Source organism: Cupriavidus sp. GW822-FHT02D05 (assembly GCF_058802485.1).
Genome location: NZ_JBXAOE010000008.1, coordinates 1 through 13,103 on the forward strand (window position 1 = coordinate 1; position 13,103 = coordinate 13,103).

11 protein-coding genes are annotated in these 13,103 nt (G+C 67.6%); 2 read left to right on the forward strand and 9 right to left on the reverse strand.

Going from position 1 to position 13,103, the window contains the following annotated elements:
* From AC1RQK_RS12260 to AC1RQK_RS12280, 5 genes are all read right to left on the reverse strand, one after another.
* Nucleotides 1-519: ABC transporter ATP-binding protein (locus AC1RQK_RS12260; RefSeq protein ID WP_492809200.1), on the reverse strand; the 519-nt coding region annotated here is incomplete at its 3' end.
* 402 nt (nt 520-921) lie between these two features.
* The gene (locus AC1RQK_RS12265; protein WP_492375429.1) at nt 922-2,622 is read right to left on the reverse strand and encodes a GMC family oxidoreductase; all 1,701 of its coding nucleotides are present in this window, start codon (nt 2,620-2,622) and stop codon (nt 922-924) included.
* Between the two features lie 170 nt (nt 2,623-2,792).
* A complete protein-coding gene (locus tag AC1RQK_RS12270) occupies nt 2,793-3,740 on the reverse strand; it encodes an alpha/beta hydrolase (protein ID WP_492375428.1) in 948 nt (315 codons plus the stop codon).
* A gap of 50 nt (nt 3,741-3,790) precedes the next feature.
* Nucleotides 3,791-4,291, reverse strand: coding sequence for a Cu(I)-responsive transcriptional regulator (gene cueR / locus AC1RQK_RS12275; protein WP_492375427.1), 501 nt, complete (start codon nt 4,289-4,291; stop codon nt 3,791-3,793).
* On the reverse strand, nt 4,288-6,768 hold the full coding sequence (locus tag AC1RQK_RS12280) for a heavy metal translocating P-type ATPase (protein WP_492375426.1): 2,481 nt from the start codon (nt 6,766-6,768) through the stop codon (nt 4,288-4,290). The genes cueR and AC1RQK_RS12280 overlap by 4 nt, the downstream gene beginning before the upstream one ends.
* A 263-nt stretch (nt 6,769-7,031) precedes the next feature.
* On the opposite strand from AC1RQK_RS12280, the gene AC1RQK_RS12285 reads away from it, so the two are divergent.
* On the forward strand, nt 7,032-7,244 hold the full coding sequence (locus tag AC1RQK_RS12285; RefSeq protein WP_043350852.1) for a heavy-metal-associated domain-containing protein: 213 nt from the start codon (nt 7,032-7,034) through the stop codon (nt 7,242-7,244).
* 66 nt (nt 7,245-7,310) lie between these two features.
* On the opposite strand, the gene AC1RQK_RS12290 is transcribed toward AC1RQK_RS12285, so the two are convergent.
* The 4 genes from AC1RQK_RS12290 to AC1RQK_RS12305 all read right to left on the reverse strand — a co-directional run bounded on the left by AC1RQK_RS12290 (nt 7,311) and on the right by AC1RQK_RS12305 (nt 11,361).
* Nucleotides 7,311-8,039: an OmpW/AlkL family protein gene (locus AC1RQK_RS12290; protein WP_492375425.1), complete on the reverse strand. Its 729-nt coding sequence runs from the start codon at nt 8,037-8,039 to the stop codon at nt 7,311-7,313.
* Between the two features lie 229 nt (nt 8,040-8,268).
* Nucleotides 8,269-9,228, reverse strand: coding sequence for a delta(1)-pyrroline-2-carboxylate reductase family protein (locus AC1RQK_RS12295; RefSeq protein WP_492375424.1), 960 nt, complete (start codon nt 9,226-9,228; stop codon nt 8,269-8,271).
* An 85-nt stretch (nt 9,229-9,313) separates the two neighbouring features.
* Nucleotides 9,314-10,318 (reverse strand): aldo/keto reductase, encoded by a 1,005-nt coding sequence (locus tag AC1RQK_RS12300; protein WP_492375423.1) that lies wholly within the window; start codon nt 10,316-10,318, stop codon nt 9,314-9,316.
* Between the two features lie 152 nt (nt 10,319-10,470).
* Entirely contained in the window at nt 10,471-11,361 is an 891-nt protein-coding gene (locus AC1RQK_RS12305; protein WP_492375422.1) for a LysR family transcriptional regulator, read from the reverse strand.
* A gap of 185 nt (nt 11,362-11,546) precedes the next feature.
* Here AC1RQK_RS12305 and AC1RQK_RS12310 point away from each other — a divergent pair, with 185 nt between their 5' ends.
* Nucleotides 11,547-13,091 (forward strand): MFS transporter, encoded by a 1,545-nt coding sequence (locus AC1RQK_RS12310; protein WP_492375421.1) that lies wholly within the window; start codon nt 11,547-11,549, stop codon nt 13,089-13,091.
* Nucleotides 13,092-13,103: the final 12 nt, after the last annotated feature.

Below are 13,103 nucleotides of genomic sequence, written 5' to 3' on the forward strand. Positions count from 1 at the left end.
CAGCATCATCTCGGGCTCCATCGCCAGCGTGGTGGCGATCTCGAGCGCGCGCTTGCGGCCGTACGGCAGGTTGACCGTCACCGTCTGCGCCACATCGGTCAGCCCGACCTGCTCCAGCAGTTCCATGCCGCGCGCGTTCAGCGCGTCGAGCGTGGTTTCGCTGCGCCAGAAATGATAGGAGGTGCCAAGTTGCCGCTGCAGCCCGATGCGCACGTTCTCCAGCACCGTCAGGTGCGGGAACACGGCTGAGATCTGAAACGACCGGATCACCCCGCGCCGGGCGATCTGCGCCGGCTTTTCGCGGGTGATGTCGATGCCGTTGAACAGGATCGTGCCCGTGGTCGGCTCGAGGAACTTGGTCAGCAGGTTGAAGCAGGTGGTCTTGCCGGCGCCGTTGGGGCCGATCAAGGCATGGATGGAGCCGCGCCGCACCTTGAGGTTGACGTCGCTTACCGCGGTGAACCCCTTGAATTCCTTGGTGAGGTTCCGCGTTTCCAGGATCGTTTCTTGCTGATTCATGGTCTCCTGCCCGCCCTCTTGCAGCGGCGCCGGCTTCTGGTCGGCACCGCCAAATGGTCAGAACTGTGGTGCCAGTCGCACCACCACCGCACAGGTCGCGCCAATCCAGTTGCGCTCCCCGTGGCTGTTGCGGCTCTCGCGCCGCTTGTATTTGCTTGTATTTATTTGCTGCCTGTATTGCTGCCTGGATGTCCGCCGTGCGCGCCCGTCCCGGAACGCGCGACGCGCCCTTGTGGGGGCGCGCCAATGTGAGCGGTGCTGCACGGCATCTCGGCGTCTATTGTGTGCGTCTGCTGCGTCGCAAAACATCCGGGTTTGCACTGATTATGAAACATGAACCAGATGTCAGGTTGGTGTCAGGTTTGCCGCGCGTTTGCCGCGCGTTCGCGACAAGCGGCGTACTCAGGCCTGGGTTGTGGCCCCCGCTTTGCTGGCCAGCGAAGCTCCCGCCGGGGAAACAGCGCCGTGCGCACCCCCTTGCGCCACGCCGCTCGCGCGCCGGCGCCGGTCCTCGCGGATCATGTCGCTGGCGCGCTCCGCGATCATGATGGTCGGGGAGTTGGTGTTGCCCGAGGTGATCAGCGGCATGATCGATGCATCGACCACGCGCAAGCCATCGATGCCAATCACGCGCAGGCGCTGGTCCACCACGGCCTGCGGGTCATCGGGTCGGCCCATGCGGCAGGTGCCCACCGGATGGAAGATGGTGGTGCCGATCTCGCTCGCCGCCTGGGCCAGTTGCTCGTCGGTCTCGAACGCCGCGCCCGGCAGCCATTCCTGCGGCTTGTAGGGCGCGAGCGCGGGCGAGGCCACGATGCGCCGCGTCAGCCTCAGCGAATCCGCCGCGACCTTGCGGTCCGCGTCGGTCGTCAAATAGTTGGGCGCGATCACCGGCGCGTGGCGGAAATCCGGATCGGCGATGTGCACACTGCCGCGCGAGGTCGGGCGCAGGTTGCACACGCTGGCGGTGAACGCATTGAAGCGATGCAACGGATCGCCGAACTTGTCGAGCGATAGCGGCTGCACGTGGTACTCGAGGTTGGGCCGCGCATACGATGCATCCGAGCGCGCGAAGGCACCGAGCTGCGACGGCGCCATGCTCATCGGGCCGCTCTGGTTGACCGCGTACTGCAGGCCGATGCCAAGCTTGCCCCACCAGCTGCCCGCGCGCGTGTTGAGCGTGCGCACGCCCTCCACCTTGACCACGCTGCGCAGCTGCAAGTGGTCCTGCAGGTTTTCGCCCACGCCGGGCAACGCATGGCGCACCGCGATGCCCGCCGCCTGCAGCCGCTCGGGCTGGCCGATGCCGGACAGCTCCAGCAACTGCGGCGTATTGACCGCGCCCGCTGCCAGGATGACCTCCTCGCGCGCTGCCGCCGTGAATGGCTTGCCGCCGCCGAGATAGTCCACGCCGGTGCAGCGGCGTCCCTCGAACGTCAGCGCGCTCACCTGGGCGCCGGTGACGATCGTCAGGTTCGGCCGTTCCGCCGCGCGGCGCAGAAACGCCTTCGCGGTATTCCAGCGAATGCCGCGGCGCTGGTTGACCTCGAAATAGCCCACGCCAAAGTTGTCGCCGCGATTGAAGTCATCGGTACGCGGGATGCCGGCCTGCTCGGCGGCATCGATAAAGCGCTCCAGGATGTCCCAGCGCAAGCGCTGCCCTTCCACCCGCCATTCGCCACCTGCGCCGTGGAATTCGTCGCCGCCGCGATGATGGTCCTCGCTGCGCTTGAACAGCGGCAGCACATTGTCCCAGCGCCAGCCGTCGTCGCCCGTCAGGCGCGCCCAGTCGTCATAGTCTTCGCGCTGCCCACGCATGTAGATCATGCCGTTGATCGAGGACGAGCCACCCAGCACGCGGCCGCGCGGGTAGCCCAGCGAGCGGCCGCCCAGGCCGGCTTGCGCCACGGTGCGGTACATCCAGTCGGTGCGCGGGTTGCCGATGCAATACAGGTAGCCCACCGGGATGTGAATCCAGTGGTAGTCGTCGCGCCCGCCGGCTTCCAGCAGCAGCACGCTCACCTCAGGGTCCTGGGTCAGGCGGTTGGCCAGCACGCAGCCGGCCGATCCGGCGCCGACGATGATGTAGTCGTATGTCTCCATGCTTTCTCTTGTCAGGCCTTGCGCCACGTTTGGAAAGGTTGATGATGAGCCCGCGCGGGAATATCCCGCCAGGATGGCAAATGCGTGCGTCCATACGCGGCATGCCGAACTTGGGCCATGGCTGCGCGCAATGGTTCAGGTGATGGCAGCCAGGGACACATCATGCGCGCTCACGCCGCCTGCGGCTGCAGATGCTTGCGCAGCCAGCCGGTGAGCGCGGCCAGTACCTCGCCGCGCAGCGGCTGTGCCTCGTTGAAGATCTCGTGGTAGCCGGTGTCGAACCAGAGCGCGTCGCGCAGGTCGGGCGGCGCGTTGTCGAAGAAGCGGCGGCTGCCGGCCGGATCGACGATGCGATCGTCGCCCGCCACCAGCATCAGCATGGGTGCTTCCAGCAGGGGCGCGTCGGTTTGCGCCTGCGCCATGCCGCGCACAAAAGTCTCCAGCACGCCAGCGCTGATGGTGCCCTGCACCAGCGGATCGGCGCGATACTGCGCCACCACCGCGGCGTCGTGCGACAGGTAGCGCGCATCGATCGGGTTGGGCACGCGCAGGCGCGGCACCAGCGTCAGCAGCATACGGTGCAGGGCCAGCATCGGGGCGGACAGCCTCAAGGCCAGCGCCGGCGATGACAGCACGAGCGCGCGGATGGGCCGCACGCGCGCGGTGGCGAAGCACGCGGCCACCAGCCCGCCCATGCTGTGCCCCAGCAGGAACGGCAGCTCCTGCCACTGGCCCACCGCGGCGTCGTGGATTTCGGTGAGGTCTTCGACGAACACATCCGGATGCTCCGCCACCATGCGCGGACCGCCGCTGGCGCCATGGCCGCGCTGGTCGTAGGCGCGCACACGCAAGCCCAGGCCGCACAACAGCTCCGCCACGTGCTGGTAGCGCCCGCAATGCTCGGCCAGGCCGTGCACCAGCAATAGCGAACCGGCAGGTTCCGGGAACAGCTCGGGATCGGGCTGCCAGGTGCGCAGGAACAGTTCCGTGCCGTCGCGCATGCGCTGGCGGCTTTCGATGGGGGTGACGGGCCGCGCGGGGGCCGCCGCGGCAGGGCCGGCGCCATCGGCGCCGACGTCGGCCGGCTCGGCGCAAGCAGCGGTACTCGGTCGATCCATTCGGTTGATCTCCATCTGTGTTCCGCTACGATGCCGCCAGCCTTCCCTGACTAGGAGGCCGCGGTGCTGTCCTCGCCGTGACGATGGCAGGCCGGCACCGCGCCATCGTTGTTGCCGCCCGCATCCGCTTGCTCCGCCGCCAGGCCGAATCCTGCCTGCGCCATATCGGCCAGGATCGGGCAGTCGGGCCGCGCATCGCCGCTGCAGGCCTCGGCCAGCTGGCGCAGCGTGTCGCGCATGGCGGCAAGTTCGGCAATGCGCTGCTCCAGGTCCGCCACGTGGCGCAAGGTAAGCGCCTTGACGTCGGCGCTGGCCCGCGCGCGGTCGTGCCACAGCGACAGCAGCCCGCGTATCTCGTCCAGCGAGAACCCGAGATTACGGGCACGCCGCACGAAGCGCAAGGTGTGCACCGCGCGCTCGTCGTAGCGGCGGTAGCCGCCCTCGCTGCGCGGCGGTGGCGCCAGCAGGCCGATGGACTCGTAGTGCCGGATCATCTTCGCGGAGACGCCGGAAGCCTGTGCCGCTTCGCCGATATTCTTGCCGACATTCATGCTTGCTCTCCCGCCGGCTTCCAGCGCCGCAGCAGCAGCGCATTGCCGACCACGCTCACGCTGGAGAATGCCATGGCCGCGCCGGCCACTACCGGGTTGAGCAGGCCGGCCGCCGCCAGCGGGATGCCGATCACATTGTAGAAGAAGGCCCAGAACAGGTTCTCGCGAATCTTGCGCACGGTGCGGTGCGAAATCGCCAGTGCGTCGGCCACCAGCGCCGGGTCCCCGCGCATCAGCGTGATGCCGGCGGCATGCATGGCCACATCGGTGCCGGTCGACATGGCGATGCCGACATCCGCCGCGGCCAGGGCCGGCGCATCGTTGATGCCGTCGCCAACCATGGCCACCACGGTGCCGCCCGCCTTGAGCCCGTTCACGCGCTCGGCCTTGTCGGCCGGCAGTACTTCCGCCTGCACCTCGTCCAGCCCCAGCGTCTGGGCCACGCGCGCGGCGGCGCCCCGGTTGTCGCCGGACAGCATCACCGTGCGCACGCCGGCGGCGCGCAGCCGCTCGATCGCGCGCCGCGCGCCAGGCTTGATGGCGTCGCCAAAGGCAACCAGCCCCACCACGCGGTTTTGCGCGGGCGACGCATCCCGCGCCGCGCCCGTCTCGATCAGCCAGGACACGGTGCGGCCCGCTTGCTGCAGTGCCTGCGCCTGCGCTTCGAGCGTACCCGCCGCTGCGCCCAGCGAGGCACGCAGGCGCTCGCTGCCAAGCTGCAATGCCACGCCATCGACCTTGCCGGACAAGCCCATGCCGGGCAATGCACGCACATCGGTAGCCGTCGGCGCGTGGATGCCGCGCGCGCGGGCCGCTGCCAGCACCGCGTGCGCCAGCGGATGCTCGCTGCCGGCCTGCAGCGCGGCCAGACGCGCCAGCAAGCGTGGCTCTGCATCGTCATCGTCACCGGCACCTGCCGGCACCGCCAGCGCCACCACTTCCGGCTTACCCACCGTGAGCGTGCCAGTCTTGTCGAAGGCCACCACCTTGACCCGGTGCGCCACTTCCAGCGCCTCGGCGTCCTTGATCAGGATGCCGGCGCGCGCACCCGCGCCCGTGCCCGCCATGATCGCGGTCGGCGTGGCCAGGCCGAGCGCACACGGGCAGGCGATCACCAGCACCGCCACCGCGTTCAGCAAGGCTGCCTCCCAGTTGCCGCCGAACAGGCCCCAGCCTAGCAGCGTGACCAGCGCGATGCCCAGTACCACCGGCACGAACACCGAACTCACGCGGTCGACCATGCGCTGGATTGGCGCCTTGGCCGCTTGCGCGTGCTCGACCATGCGGATGATGCGCGCCAGCACCGTCTCCGCGCCCACCGCCACCGTGCGCGCCACCAGGCGGCCTTCGTAGTTGATGGCGCCGCCGGTCAGCAGCGCGCCGGGTGCCTTCGGTACCGGCAGGCTCTCGCCGGTCAGCATGGATTCGTCCGCATGGCTGCTGCCTTCGATCACCTTGGCATCCACGGGCACGCGTGCGCCCGGCAGCACCACGATCTCATCGCCGACCCGCACCGAGCCCAGCGGCACGCTCATCTCCGCGCCGTCGCGGCGCACGATCGCGCTATCGGGGCGCAGCGCGGCCAGCGCGCGGATGGCGTCCGCCGTCTGGCGCTTGGCGCGGGTTTCCAGCCACTTGCCCAGGCGCACCAGCGTGATGACCACTGCCGCGCTCTCGAAGTACAGGTGCGGCATATCGTCCGCGCCACGCCACATCAGCCACAAGGACAAGCCATAAGCCGCCGAGGTGCCGAGTGCGACCAGCAGATCCATGTTGCCCGCGCCCGCGCGCACCGCCTTGAAGCCAGCCTTGTAGAAACGCCAGCCAAACACGAACTGCACCGGCGTGGCCAGCAGCCACTGCACCCAGGCCGGCAGCATCCAGTGCACGCCGAACCATTCGGCCACCATGGGCGCCACCAGCGGCAACGATAGCGCCGCCGAGATCGCCACCGGCCATGGCCCAGACCAGAAGCCTTCGCCAGGCACCGCCCCAGCCGGCAATTCGCCGGTGACCGGCACCGCGCCATAACCGGCGCGCGCCACCGCAGCGGCCAGCGCATCGGCATCCACGGCACCACGCAGCACGGTCACCTCAGCCTGCTCCGTCGCCAGGTTGACCTGCGCATCCACCACGCCGGCCACGGCCTTCAGCGCACGCTCGACGCGGGCCACGCAGGAAGCGCACGTCATGTCGCTGATGGACAAGGTCATGGCCTGGTGCGGCACCTCGTAGCCGGCAGCCCTCACGGCCTCGGCGGCGGCCGGCAGCACGGCAGCGCTATCGGCCTGCAGCGTGGCTTCTTCGGTGGCGAGGTTGACGGCGACCTGGCGCACGCCAGGCACCTTGCCCAGCGCGGTCTCGACGCGCCGCACGCACGAGGCGCACGTCATGCCGCCGATCGGCAGCCGCCATTCGGAGGGCGGCGCGCCTGCTGCTGCGCCGGGTACGGGAAGGAGTTGGGTGTTAGCGGGCATGGCAGGGATCGGGTCCACAGTGATGACAACCACATCATGGACCTTACCATGTTGGGAAGGTCAAGCCCGCGTGCAAGCAACGCATTCATCACGTGCCGAACGCGAGAACGTCTGGAAAAGGCCTTGCGCTTCCCACGGTGGGAAGGTGCAAACTTCAGGGGTAGACCGAAGTCCGGCCCGGCCAGCGCAGCGACAGGTACGCTTTTTGGACGGCCGGATGCTCACCTTGATTCCTTACCCCAGGTACCAACAGGAGATTCCAGATGATCCAGTTCCAGGTTGAAGGCATGTCGTGCGGCCATTGCGTGGGCGCCATCACCCGCGCCGTGCAAGCACTCGATCCCGCCGCGAAGGTGTCGGCCGACATCCCCGCGCAGGCAGTCACGGTAGAAGCCACCGCCAGCGGCCAAGCGCTGCGCGAAGCCATCGAGGCTGCAGGCTATCCCGTCAAGGGCAGCACCCAGGCCGCGGGCTGAGCCAGAAGCGGCACAAAGCAAAACGGGCGCCAGCAATGGCGCCCGTTTTGTCGTCTGGCGAGCCGCTTAGAAGCGGTACCCGACGTTCAGGTAGGTCACGACCGGATCGATCTTGATCTTGGTATGCGACACCACGGTAGCATTGCCTGCCGCGCCCGCGTTCTGCGTGGTAAGCGTGGCCGTGCTGGATAGCGGCAGGTAGGACACCGACAGGCCAACGAACCAGTTATCGGTGATGGCGTAGTTCGCGCCGACATTGAACACCGGATTCCACGAGCTCTTGGCGCTCGCGGTCATCTTGGCGTTCGGACCAAACTCGGAGCGCACGAAAGTCTGGTTGTTGATGGTCTCGTCGGTGAACCACGTGTAGTTCACGCCAAGGCCCACGTAGGGGCGGAACTTGGTCTTCGCTTCCCCGAAGTAGTACTTCACCAATACCGCCGGGCTCCATTGCTTCACATTGCCCAGCGTGCCGTATTTGGCAAACGTGCCAGCGCCCTCTACATCGTGCTTCGGCGGAATTCCCGCCACAAATTCGCCTGCGATATTGTCGGTAAAGAAGTGCGTGAACGCGATGCCAAGCGTATCCGCGGACTTGATCTTGGCACTCGTGCCGGCTTCGGTCTGGTTGACGGGGAAGCCGCCGATGCTATCGACGACCAGCGCATCGGCCGAACTCGTCGGCATCACGCGGAACCAGCCCAGGCTGACAATATTGCTGCCGGCGCTCTGCGCTTGCGCGGCGCCAGCAATCAGCATGGCTACGCTGGCCAGCAGGATCTTCTTGGGGGACATGCCTCTTGCTCCTTATTAACTCTCTACCCGAGGCAGGCATTATCCCGTCTGGTGTGACCCGTCTGTTTCAAACGCTTAACACTTTTGTAGAAGCCCGCCCCTAAATCACGGGTTAACCATTAAAAAAGCGGGCAAACGAGCCAAATCGGTCGGCGAAACCGTATGCAATTTGCGACGCTCGCCGGACAAAAACCTACTGCACGGTATAGGCCTACTCGTGGCAAGGGAATTACGCTGTGCCGGCGCTCGCCAGCACGCACGCGGCCAGGTCCCACAGGGCGTAACCGACACTCTTGAAGACCAGCGGGCTGCCGCGGCGCGCGCGCAGTGCGTCCGCGACGAGGATCGCGTGCTCGAACGGCTGCACGGTGGACCAAGCGATGCCCGCCTGCAGCAGGTCGCCCGCCTCCTCCTCGATGCCGAACAAGGTGTCGGCCAGCAGCCGGCCGTGCGCCGAGGCCGCCTGGCAAAGCGCCGGCGGCAGCTCGCACATCTCCGGGCGGAACGCGCCCACCGCGGCGATGAAATGATCGTCGCGCCACAGCCCGCTATCCAGGTCCGGCAGCACCGGCACCAGGCTGGACGTCACCGTCACCACCATCGACACGCGCGGCAGGACCGTGCGCACGTCATCCACCGTCTGCGCCTCAACGCCCAGCGTGCGCGCATGCGCGGCGAGGGCTTCGGCCTTGGCGGCCGTGCGCGAATGCAGCCACACCCGGCGCGGCGAGAGGCCGGCGGCAAAGGCTTCCAGATGGGTCAGCGCCTGCACGCCAGCACCGACGATCAACAGCTCGCCAGCGGGATCCGGCGCGAAGCTCTGCGCCGCCAGCAATGACACGGCGGCGGTGCGCCGGCCCGTCACGGTGGGCCCGTCCAGCAGCGCCAGCCGGCGTCCCGTATGGGCGTCGGCCACCACCACCTCGCCGAGGATATTGGGCAGGCCGCGTTGCGGATTGCCGGGGTGCACGGTGATGTTCTTGGTCATCACCAGCTCCCGGTTGCGCGCCGGCATCACCAGCAGCGTGCCTTCCCCGCCGGCGGGGTCCCCAACAGGCAACGCAATGCGCGGCGGCGCCATGGCCGTGCCCGCGCGCAGCTCGGCCAGCATGGCGGCAATGGCGCCGGCCAGCGCGGGGTAAGGCAGGCGGGCCGCGGTCTGGGCGGCGTCTAGCAGGGCAACGGACATGACGGGTGACTCCGGAGGCGGTTCGCGATGCTGGATTATCGGCGAACTCGCCACCGGCCCCCCACGCTCCACAGGTTCAGCCGGTTCAGCGCGCCAGCAAGGACATCACCTGCCCCGGATAGCGCGTACCCGCTACTGCGTCTGCCGGGAACACGGCGTCGATGGCCGCCATGTCGGCCGCGTCCAGCACCACGTCCAGCGCGCCAAGGTTGTCGTCAAGGTTGGCCACGCGCCGCGTGCCGGGAATCGGCACCAGCATCTCGCCACGCGCCAGCACCCACGCCAGCGCCAGTTGCGCCGGGCTGCAGCCCTTGTCGCGCGCCAGCGCGTTCACTTTGTCGACCAGCGCCAGGTTGCGCGCGAAGTTCTCACCCATGAAACGCGGGCTGGAACGGCGGTAATCGTCCTGCGCGAAATCCTCAGGACTGCGGATGGCACCGGTCAGGAAGCCCCGGCCCAGCGGGCTGTACGGCACGAAGGCAATGCCGAGCCGCTGGCACGTAGCAAGAATGCTCTGGTCGCCACCCGCCTCCACGTCGCGCGTCCACAGCGAATACTCGCTTTGCAGCGCCGTGATGGGATGCACGGCATGCGCGCGCTCGATGGTCTGCGCGCCGGCCTCCGACAGTCCCAGCCAGCGTACCTTGCCCGCCTTCACCAGTTCCGCCATCGCGCCCACGGTTTCCTCGATGGGCACCTGCGGATCGACCCGGTGCTGGTAGTACAGGTCGATATGCTCCACCCCGAGCCGCTTGAGGCTGGCGTCGCAGCTGGCTCGCACATATTCGGGCCGGCCATCCACGCCGCGCGCCACCGGGTTGGCGGCGTCGCGCACGATGCCGAACTTGGTCGCAAGCACCACGCTGTCGCGGCGATCCGCGATGGCCCGGCCTACCAGGCTCTCGTTGGTGTACGGGCCATAAATATCAGCCGTATCGATAAAATTAACACCATTATCAATGGCGTAATTGATAGTGCGAATAGATTCGGCATCATCATGCGCGCCGTAGAACTCGCTCATGCCCATGCAGCCCAGGCCAAGCGGGAATACTTGTGGGCCATGCCGGCCCAGCTTGCGTAGTGCGGTCATGCGGAACTCCTTGGTTGAGGAACCTCGGCAGTATCGCCAAGGCCGGGGCGCGGAAACAGCCGGCTACGCTGCATGCGTCATGAAGCGCAGCTTCACAATCGGGCTACCCTCTTAAGCTGGACACCATGGGCGATGGGAAGGGCCATGGGCTCTCATCCCGGGTTCTCCCCGCGGGACAGGAAGTCAACCAGCACCCGCAGCTTAGGCAGCATGTGCCGGCTCGATGGCCACAGCATCCAGAAGGTGCCCTGCACCACGTTGAACGTGTCCAGCGCCGTCACCAGCCGCTGGTCGTGCAGCGCCTCCCGCGCCACGAAATCCGGCACGTAGCAAATGCCCAGGCCGCCGATCGCCGCGGCCAGCACGCCTTCGATGTTGTTCAAGGCGAACGTGCCCGGCAAACGCACTTCCTCGTCTTCGGCATCCTGCGTCAACACCCAATCCTGCAGTTTCCCGCTGGAGGGGAAACGATAGCGCAGGCAAACATGCTGCTCCAGGTCCTTCGGCCGCCTGGGCATGCCGCGCCGCGCAAAGTAGTCCGGCGCGGCGCACACCACCTGGCGAAAAGGCCGCAGGCGCCGCGCCATCAGCTGGGAATCCACCAACTCGCCGCTGCGGATCACCAGGTCGAAGCCCTCCTCCACCACGTCCACCATGCGGTCGCTGAAATCCAGGTCGAACTCGATCTCCGGATAGGCAGCGCAAAACGTGGCCAGCTCGGGCAGCAACAGGCGATAGCCGATCGCCGGGACGCTGATGCGCAGCCGGCCGCGCGGCGCCTCCTGCAGCCGCGACAACTCCAGTTCCGCGTCGTCGATTTCCTCGAGGATGCGGCGGCAGCGCTCGAAGAAAAGCGCGCCCTCTTCCGTCAGCCGGATCTGCCGCGTGCTGCGGTGAAACAGCCGGATGCCAAGCCTGGCCTCGAGCCGCATCACGCTCTTGCCGATGGCCGATGGCGAGACGCCGAGAAGCCGTCCCGCCGCGACGAAGCTCCGGGTCTGCGCCGCGCGCACAAAGGCGTACAGGCCACTAAGACTGTCCATGACGATCCATGACTATCTATACCGCTTCATTAGAGAATTTTTGTCCGCAAAACACGGAAATCCAGGTGCTTTAAGACGTATTAATGCCATCCTATCATTAGTCCACTTTCGCGATTGGCCACAGCCACGTGCTATCGGCGCCAGCAACGTGCGACGCCCGCCCCGCCCTCCAACCCGGACTCCCGATGCCCAAAGCTGCACCTGACGCCGCGCACACCACGGCGCAAAAACTATTGATCCTTGGCGCGGTCTGTCTCGCCGCGCTGGCCATGCCCCTGAGCTTCACCGGCCCGGCGGTGGCCTTGCCAGCGATCGCTGCCGATCTCGGCGGCAGCCCCATCGCGCTGAACTGGGTCACCAACGCCTTCATGCTGTGTTTTGGCAGTTGCCTGATGGCAGCCGGCGCGCTGGCCGACCGCTTCGGGCGCAAGCGCGTCTTCCTCGCCGGCATTGCCGGCTTTGCGCTTAGCTCGCTCGCCCTCACGGCAGCGCCCGACATCGCCTGGCTGGATGGCCTGCGCGCAGCGCAAGGGGTGGCTGGCGCCGCCGCCTTCGCCGGGGGCATGGCAGCGCTGGCGCAGGAGTTCGAGGGGCAGGCCGCCACCCGCGCGTTCAGCTTGCTGGGCACCACGTTCGGCGTGGGACTCGCTTTCGGGCCGGTGCTGGCGGGATGGCTGATCGAGCAAGCCAGCTGGCGCAGCGTCTTCCTGAGCGCGGCAGCGATCGCCATTTGCGCCGTGGTGCTGGGCGCGTGCTGCATGCGCGAGTCGCGCGACCCCGCCGCCAGCGGGCTCGACTGGCCAGGCGCGGGCACCTTTACCGGCGCGCTGAGCTTGTTCACCTATGCCGTGCTGCGCGCACCGGACAGCGGCTGGGGCAGCGTGCCGGTGGTCGTGCTGCTGGCCAGCGCCGCCGTGCTGATGCTGGCGTTCGTCATGATCGAGCAGCGCGTGCCTGCGCCTATGCTGGACCTGTCGCTGTTTCGCTATCCGCGCTTTGTCGGCGTGCAATTTCTGGCCGCCGCGCCCGCGTATTCGTACGTGGTGTTGCAAGTGCTGCTGCCGGTCCGCCTGATCGGCATCGAAGGCTACAGCGCGATCGAAGCCGGCCGCATGATGATTGCACTGTCCGCACCCATGCTGGTGGTGCCGCTGCTGGCCGGCCATCTGACCCGCTGGCTCTCGGCCGGCCTGATCTGCGGCCTGGGCTTGCTGGTGTGCGCCGGCGGCCTGCTATGGCTGGCCCAATGCGCACCGGGCCAGCCAAGCGCCAGGCTGGCGCTGCCCATGCTGGCGATTGGCCTTGGCATCAGCCTGCCCTGGGGCCTGATGGATGGCCTCGCCGTCAGCGTGGTACCCAAAGAGCGCGCGGGCATGGCCACCGGCATCTTCAGCACCACGCGGGTGGCGGGCGAAGGCATTGCCCTGGCCATCGTTGGCGCCATGCTTGCCGGGCTTGCCCAGTCCAGGCTGCACGCCATCGCCACTGCGCCCTCGGCCGCGCTGGCGCAAGCCGCGCACCGCCTCGCCATGGGCGACCTGCCCCGCGCCATGGCCCTGCTGCCGCAGGCGAGCGAGCAGGCACTGGTGCAAGGCTATGGCGATGCCTTCCGGCTCCTGCTGTATATCCTCGCAGCGATCACCGTTGCGTCGGCGGCATTGGTATTTGCCTTGCTCAGCCATTCACGGTTGCCGCATCTGTCAGTATCCGCGCCAGAAGCCTTGCGTTAGCGACGCGCCGCC

Excerpts from the sequence above, each read along its gene's own strand:
- AC1RQK_RS12265 (WP_492375429.1), bottom strand. The coding sequence starts at position 2,622 with ATGGAGACATACGACTACATCATCGTCGGCGCCGGATCGGCCGGCTGC.
- AC1RQK_RS12270 (WP_492375428.1), bottom strand. The coding sequence starts at position 3,740 with ATGGATCGACCGAGTACCGCTGCTTGCGCCGAGCCGGCCGACGTCGGC.
- cueR (WP_492375427.1), bottom strand. The coding sequence starts at position 4,291 with ATGAATGTCGGCAAGAATATCGGCGAAGCGGCACAGGCTTCCGGCGTC.
- AC1RQK_RS12280 (WP_492375426.1), bottom strand. The coding sequence starts at position 6,768 with ATGCCCGCTAACACCCAACTCCTTCCCGTACCCGGCGCAGCAGCAGGC.
- AC1RQK_RS12285 (WP_043350852.1), top strand. The coding sequence starts at position 7,032 with ATGATCCAGTTCCAGGTTGAAGGCATGTCGTGCGGCCATTGCGTGGGC.
- AC1RQK_RS12290 (WP_492375425.1), bottom strand. The coding sequence starts at position 8,039 with ATGTCCCCCAAGAAGATCCTGCTGGCCAGCGTAGCCATGCTGATTGCT.
- AC1RQK_RS12295 (WP_492375424.1), bottom strand. The coding sequence starts at position 9,228 with ATGTCCGTTGCCCTGCTAGACGCCGCCCAGACCGCGGCCCGCCTGCCT.
- AC1RQK_RS12300 (WP_492375423.1), bottom strand. The coding sequence starts at position 10,318 with ATGACCGCACTACGCAAGCTGGGCCGGCATGGCCCACAAGTATTCCCG.
- AC1RQK_RS12305 (WP_492375422.1), bottom strand. The coding sequence starts at position 11,361 with ATGGACAGTCTTAGTGGCCTGTACGCCTTTGTGCGCGCGGCGCAGACC.
- AC1RQK_RS12310 (WP_492375421.1), top strand. The coding sequence starts at position 11,547 with ATGCCCAAAGCTGCACCTGACGCCGCGCACACCACGGCGCAAAAACTA.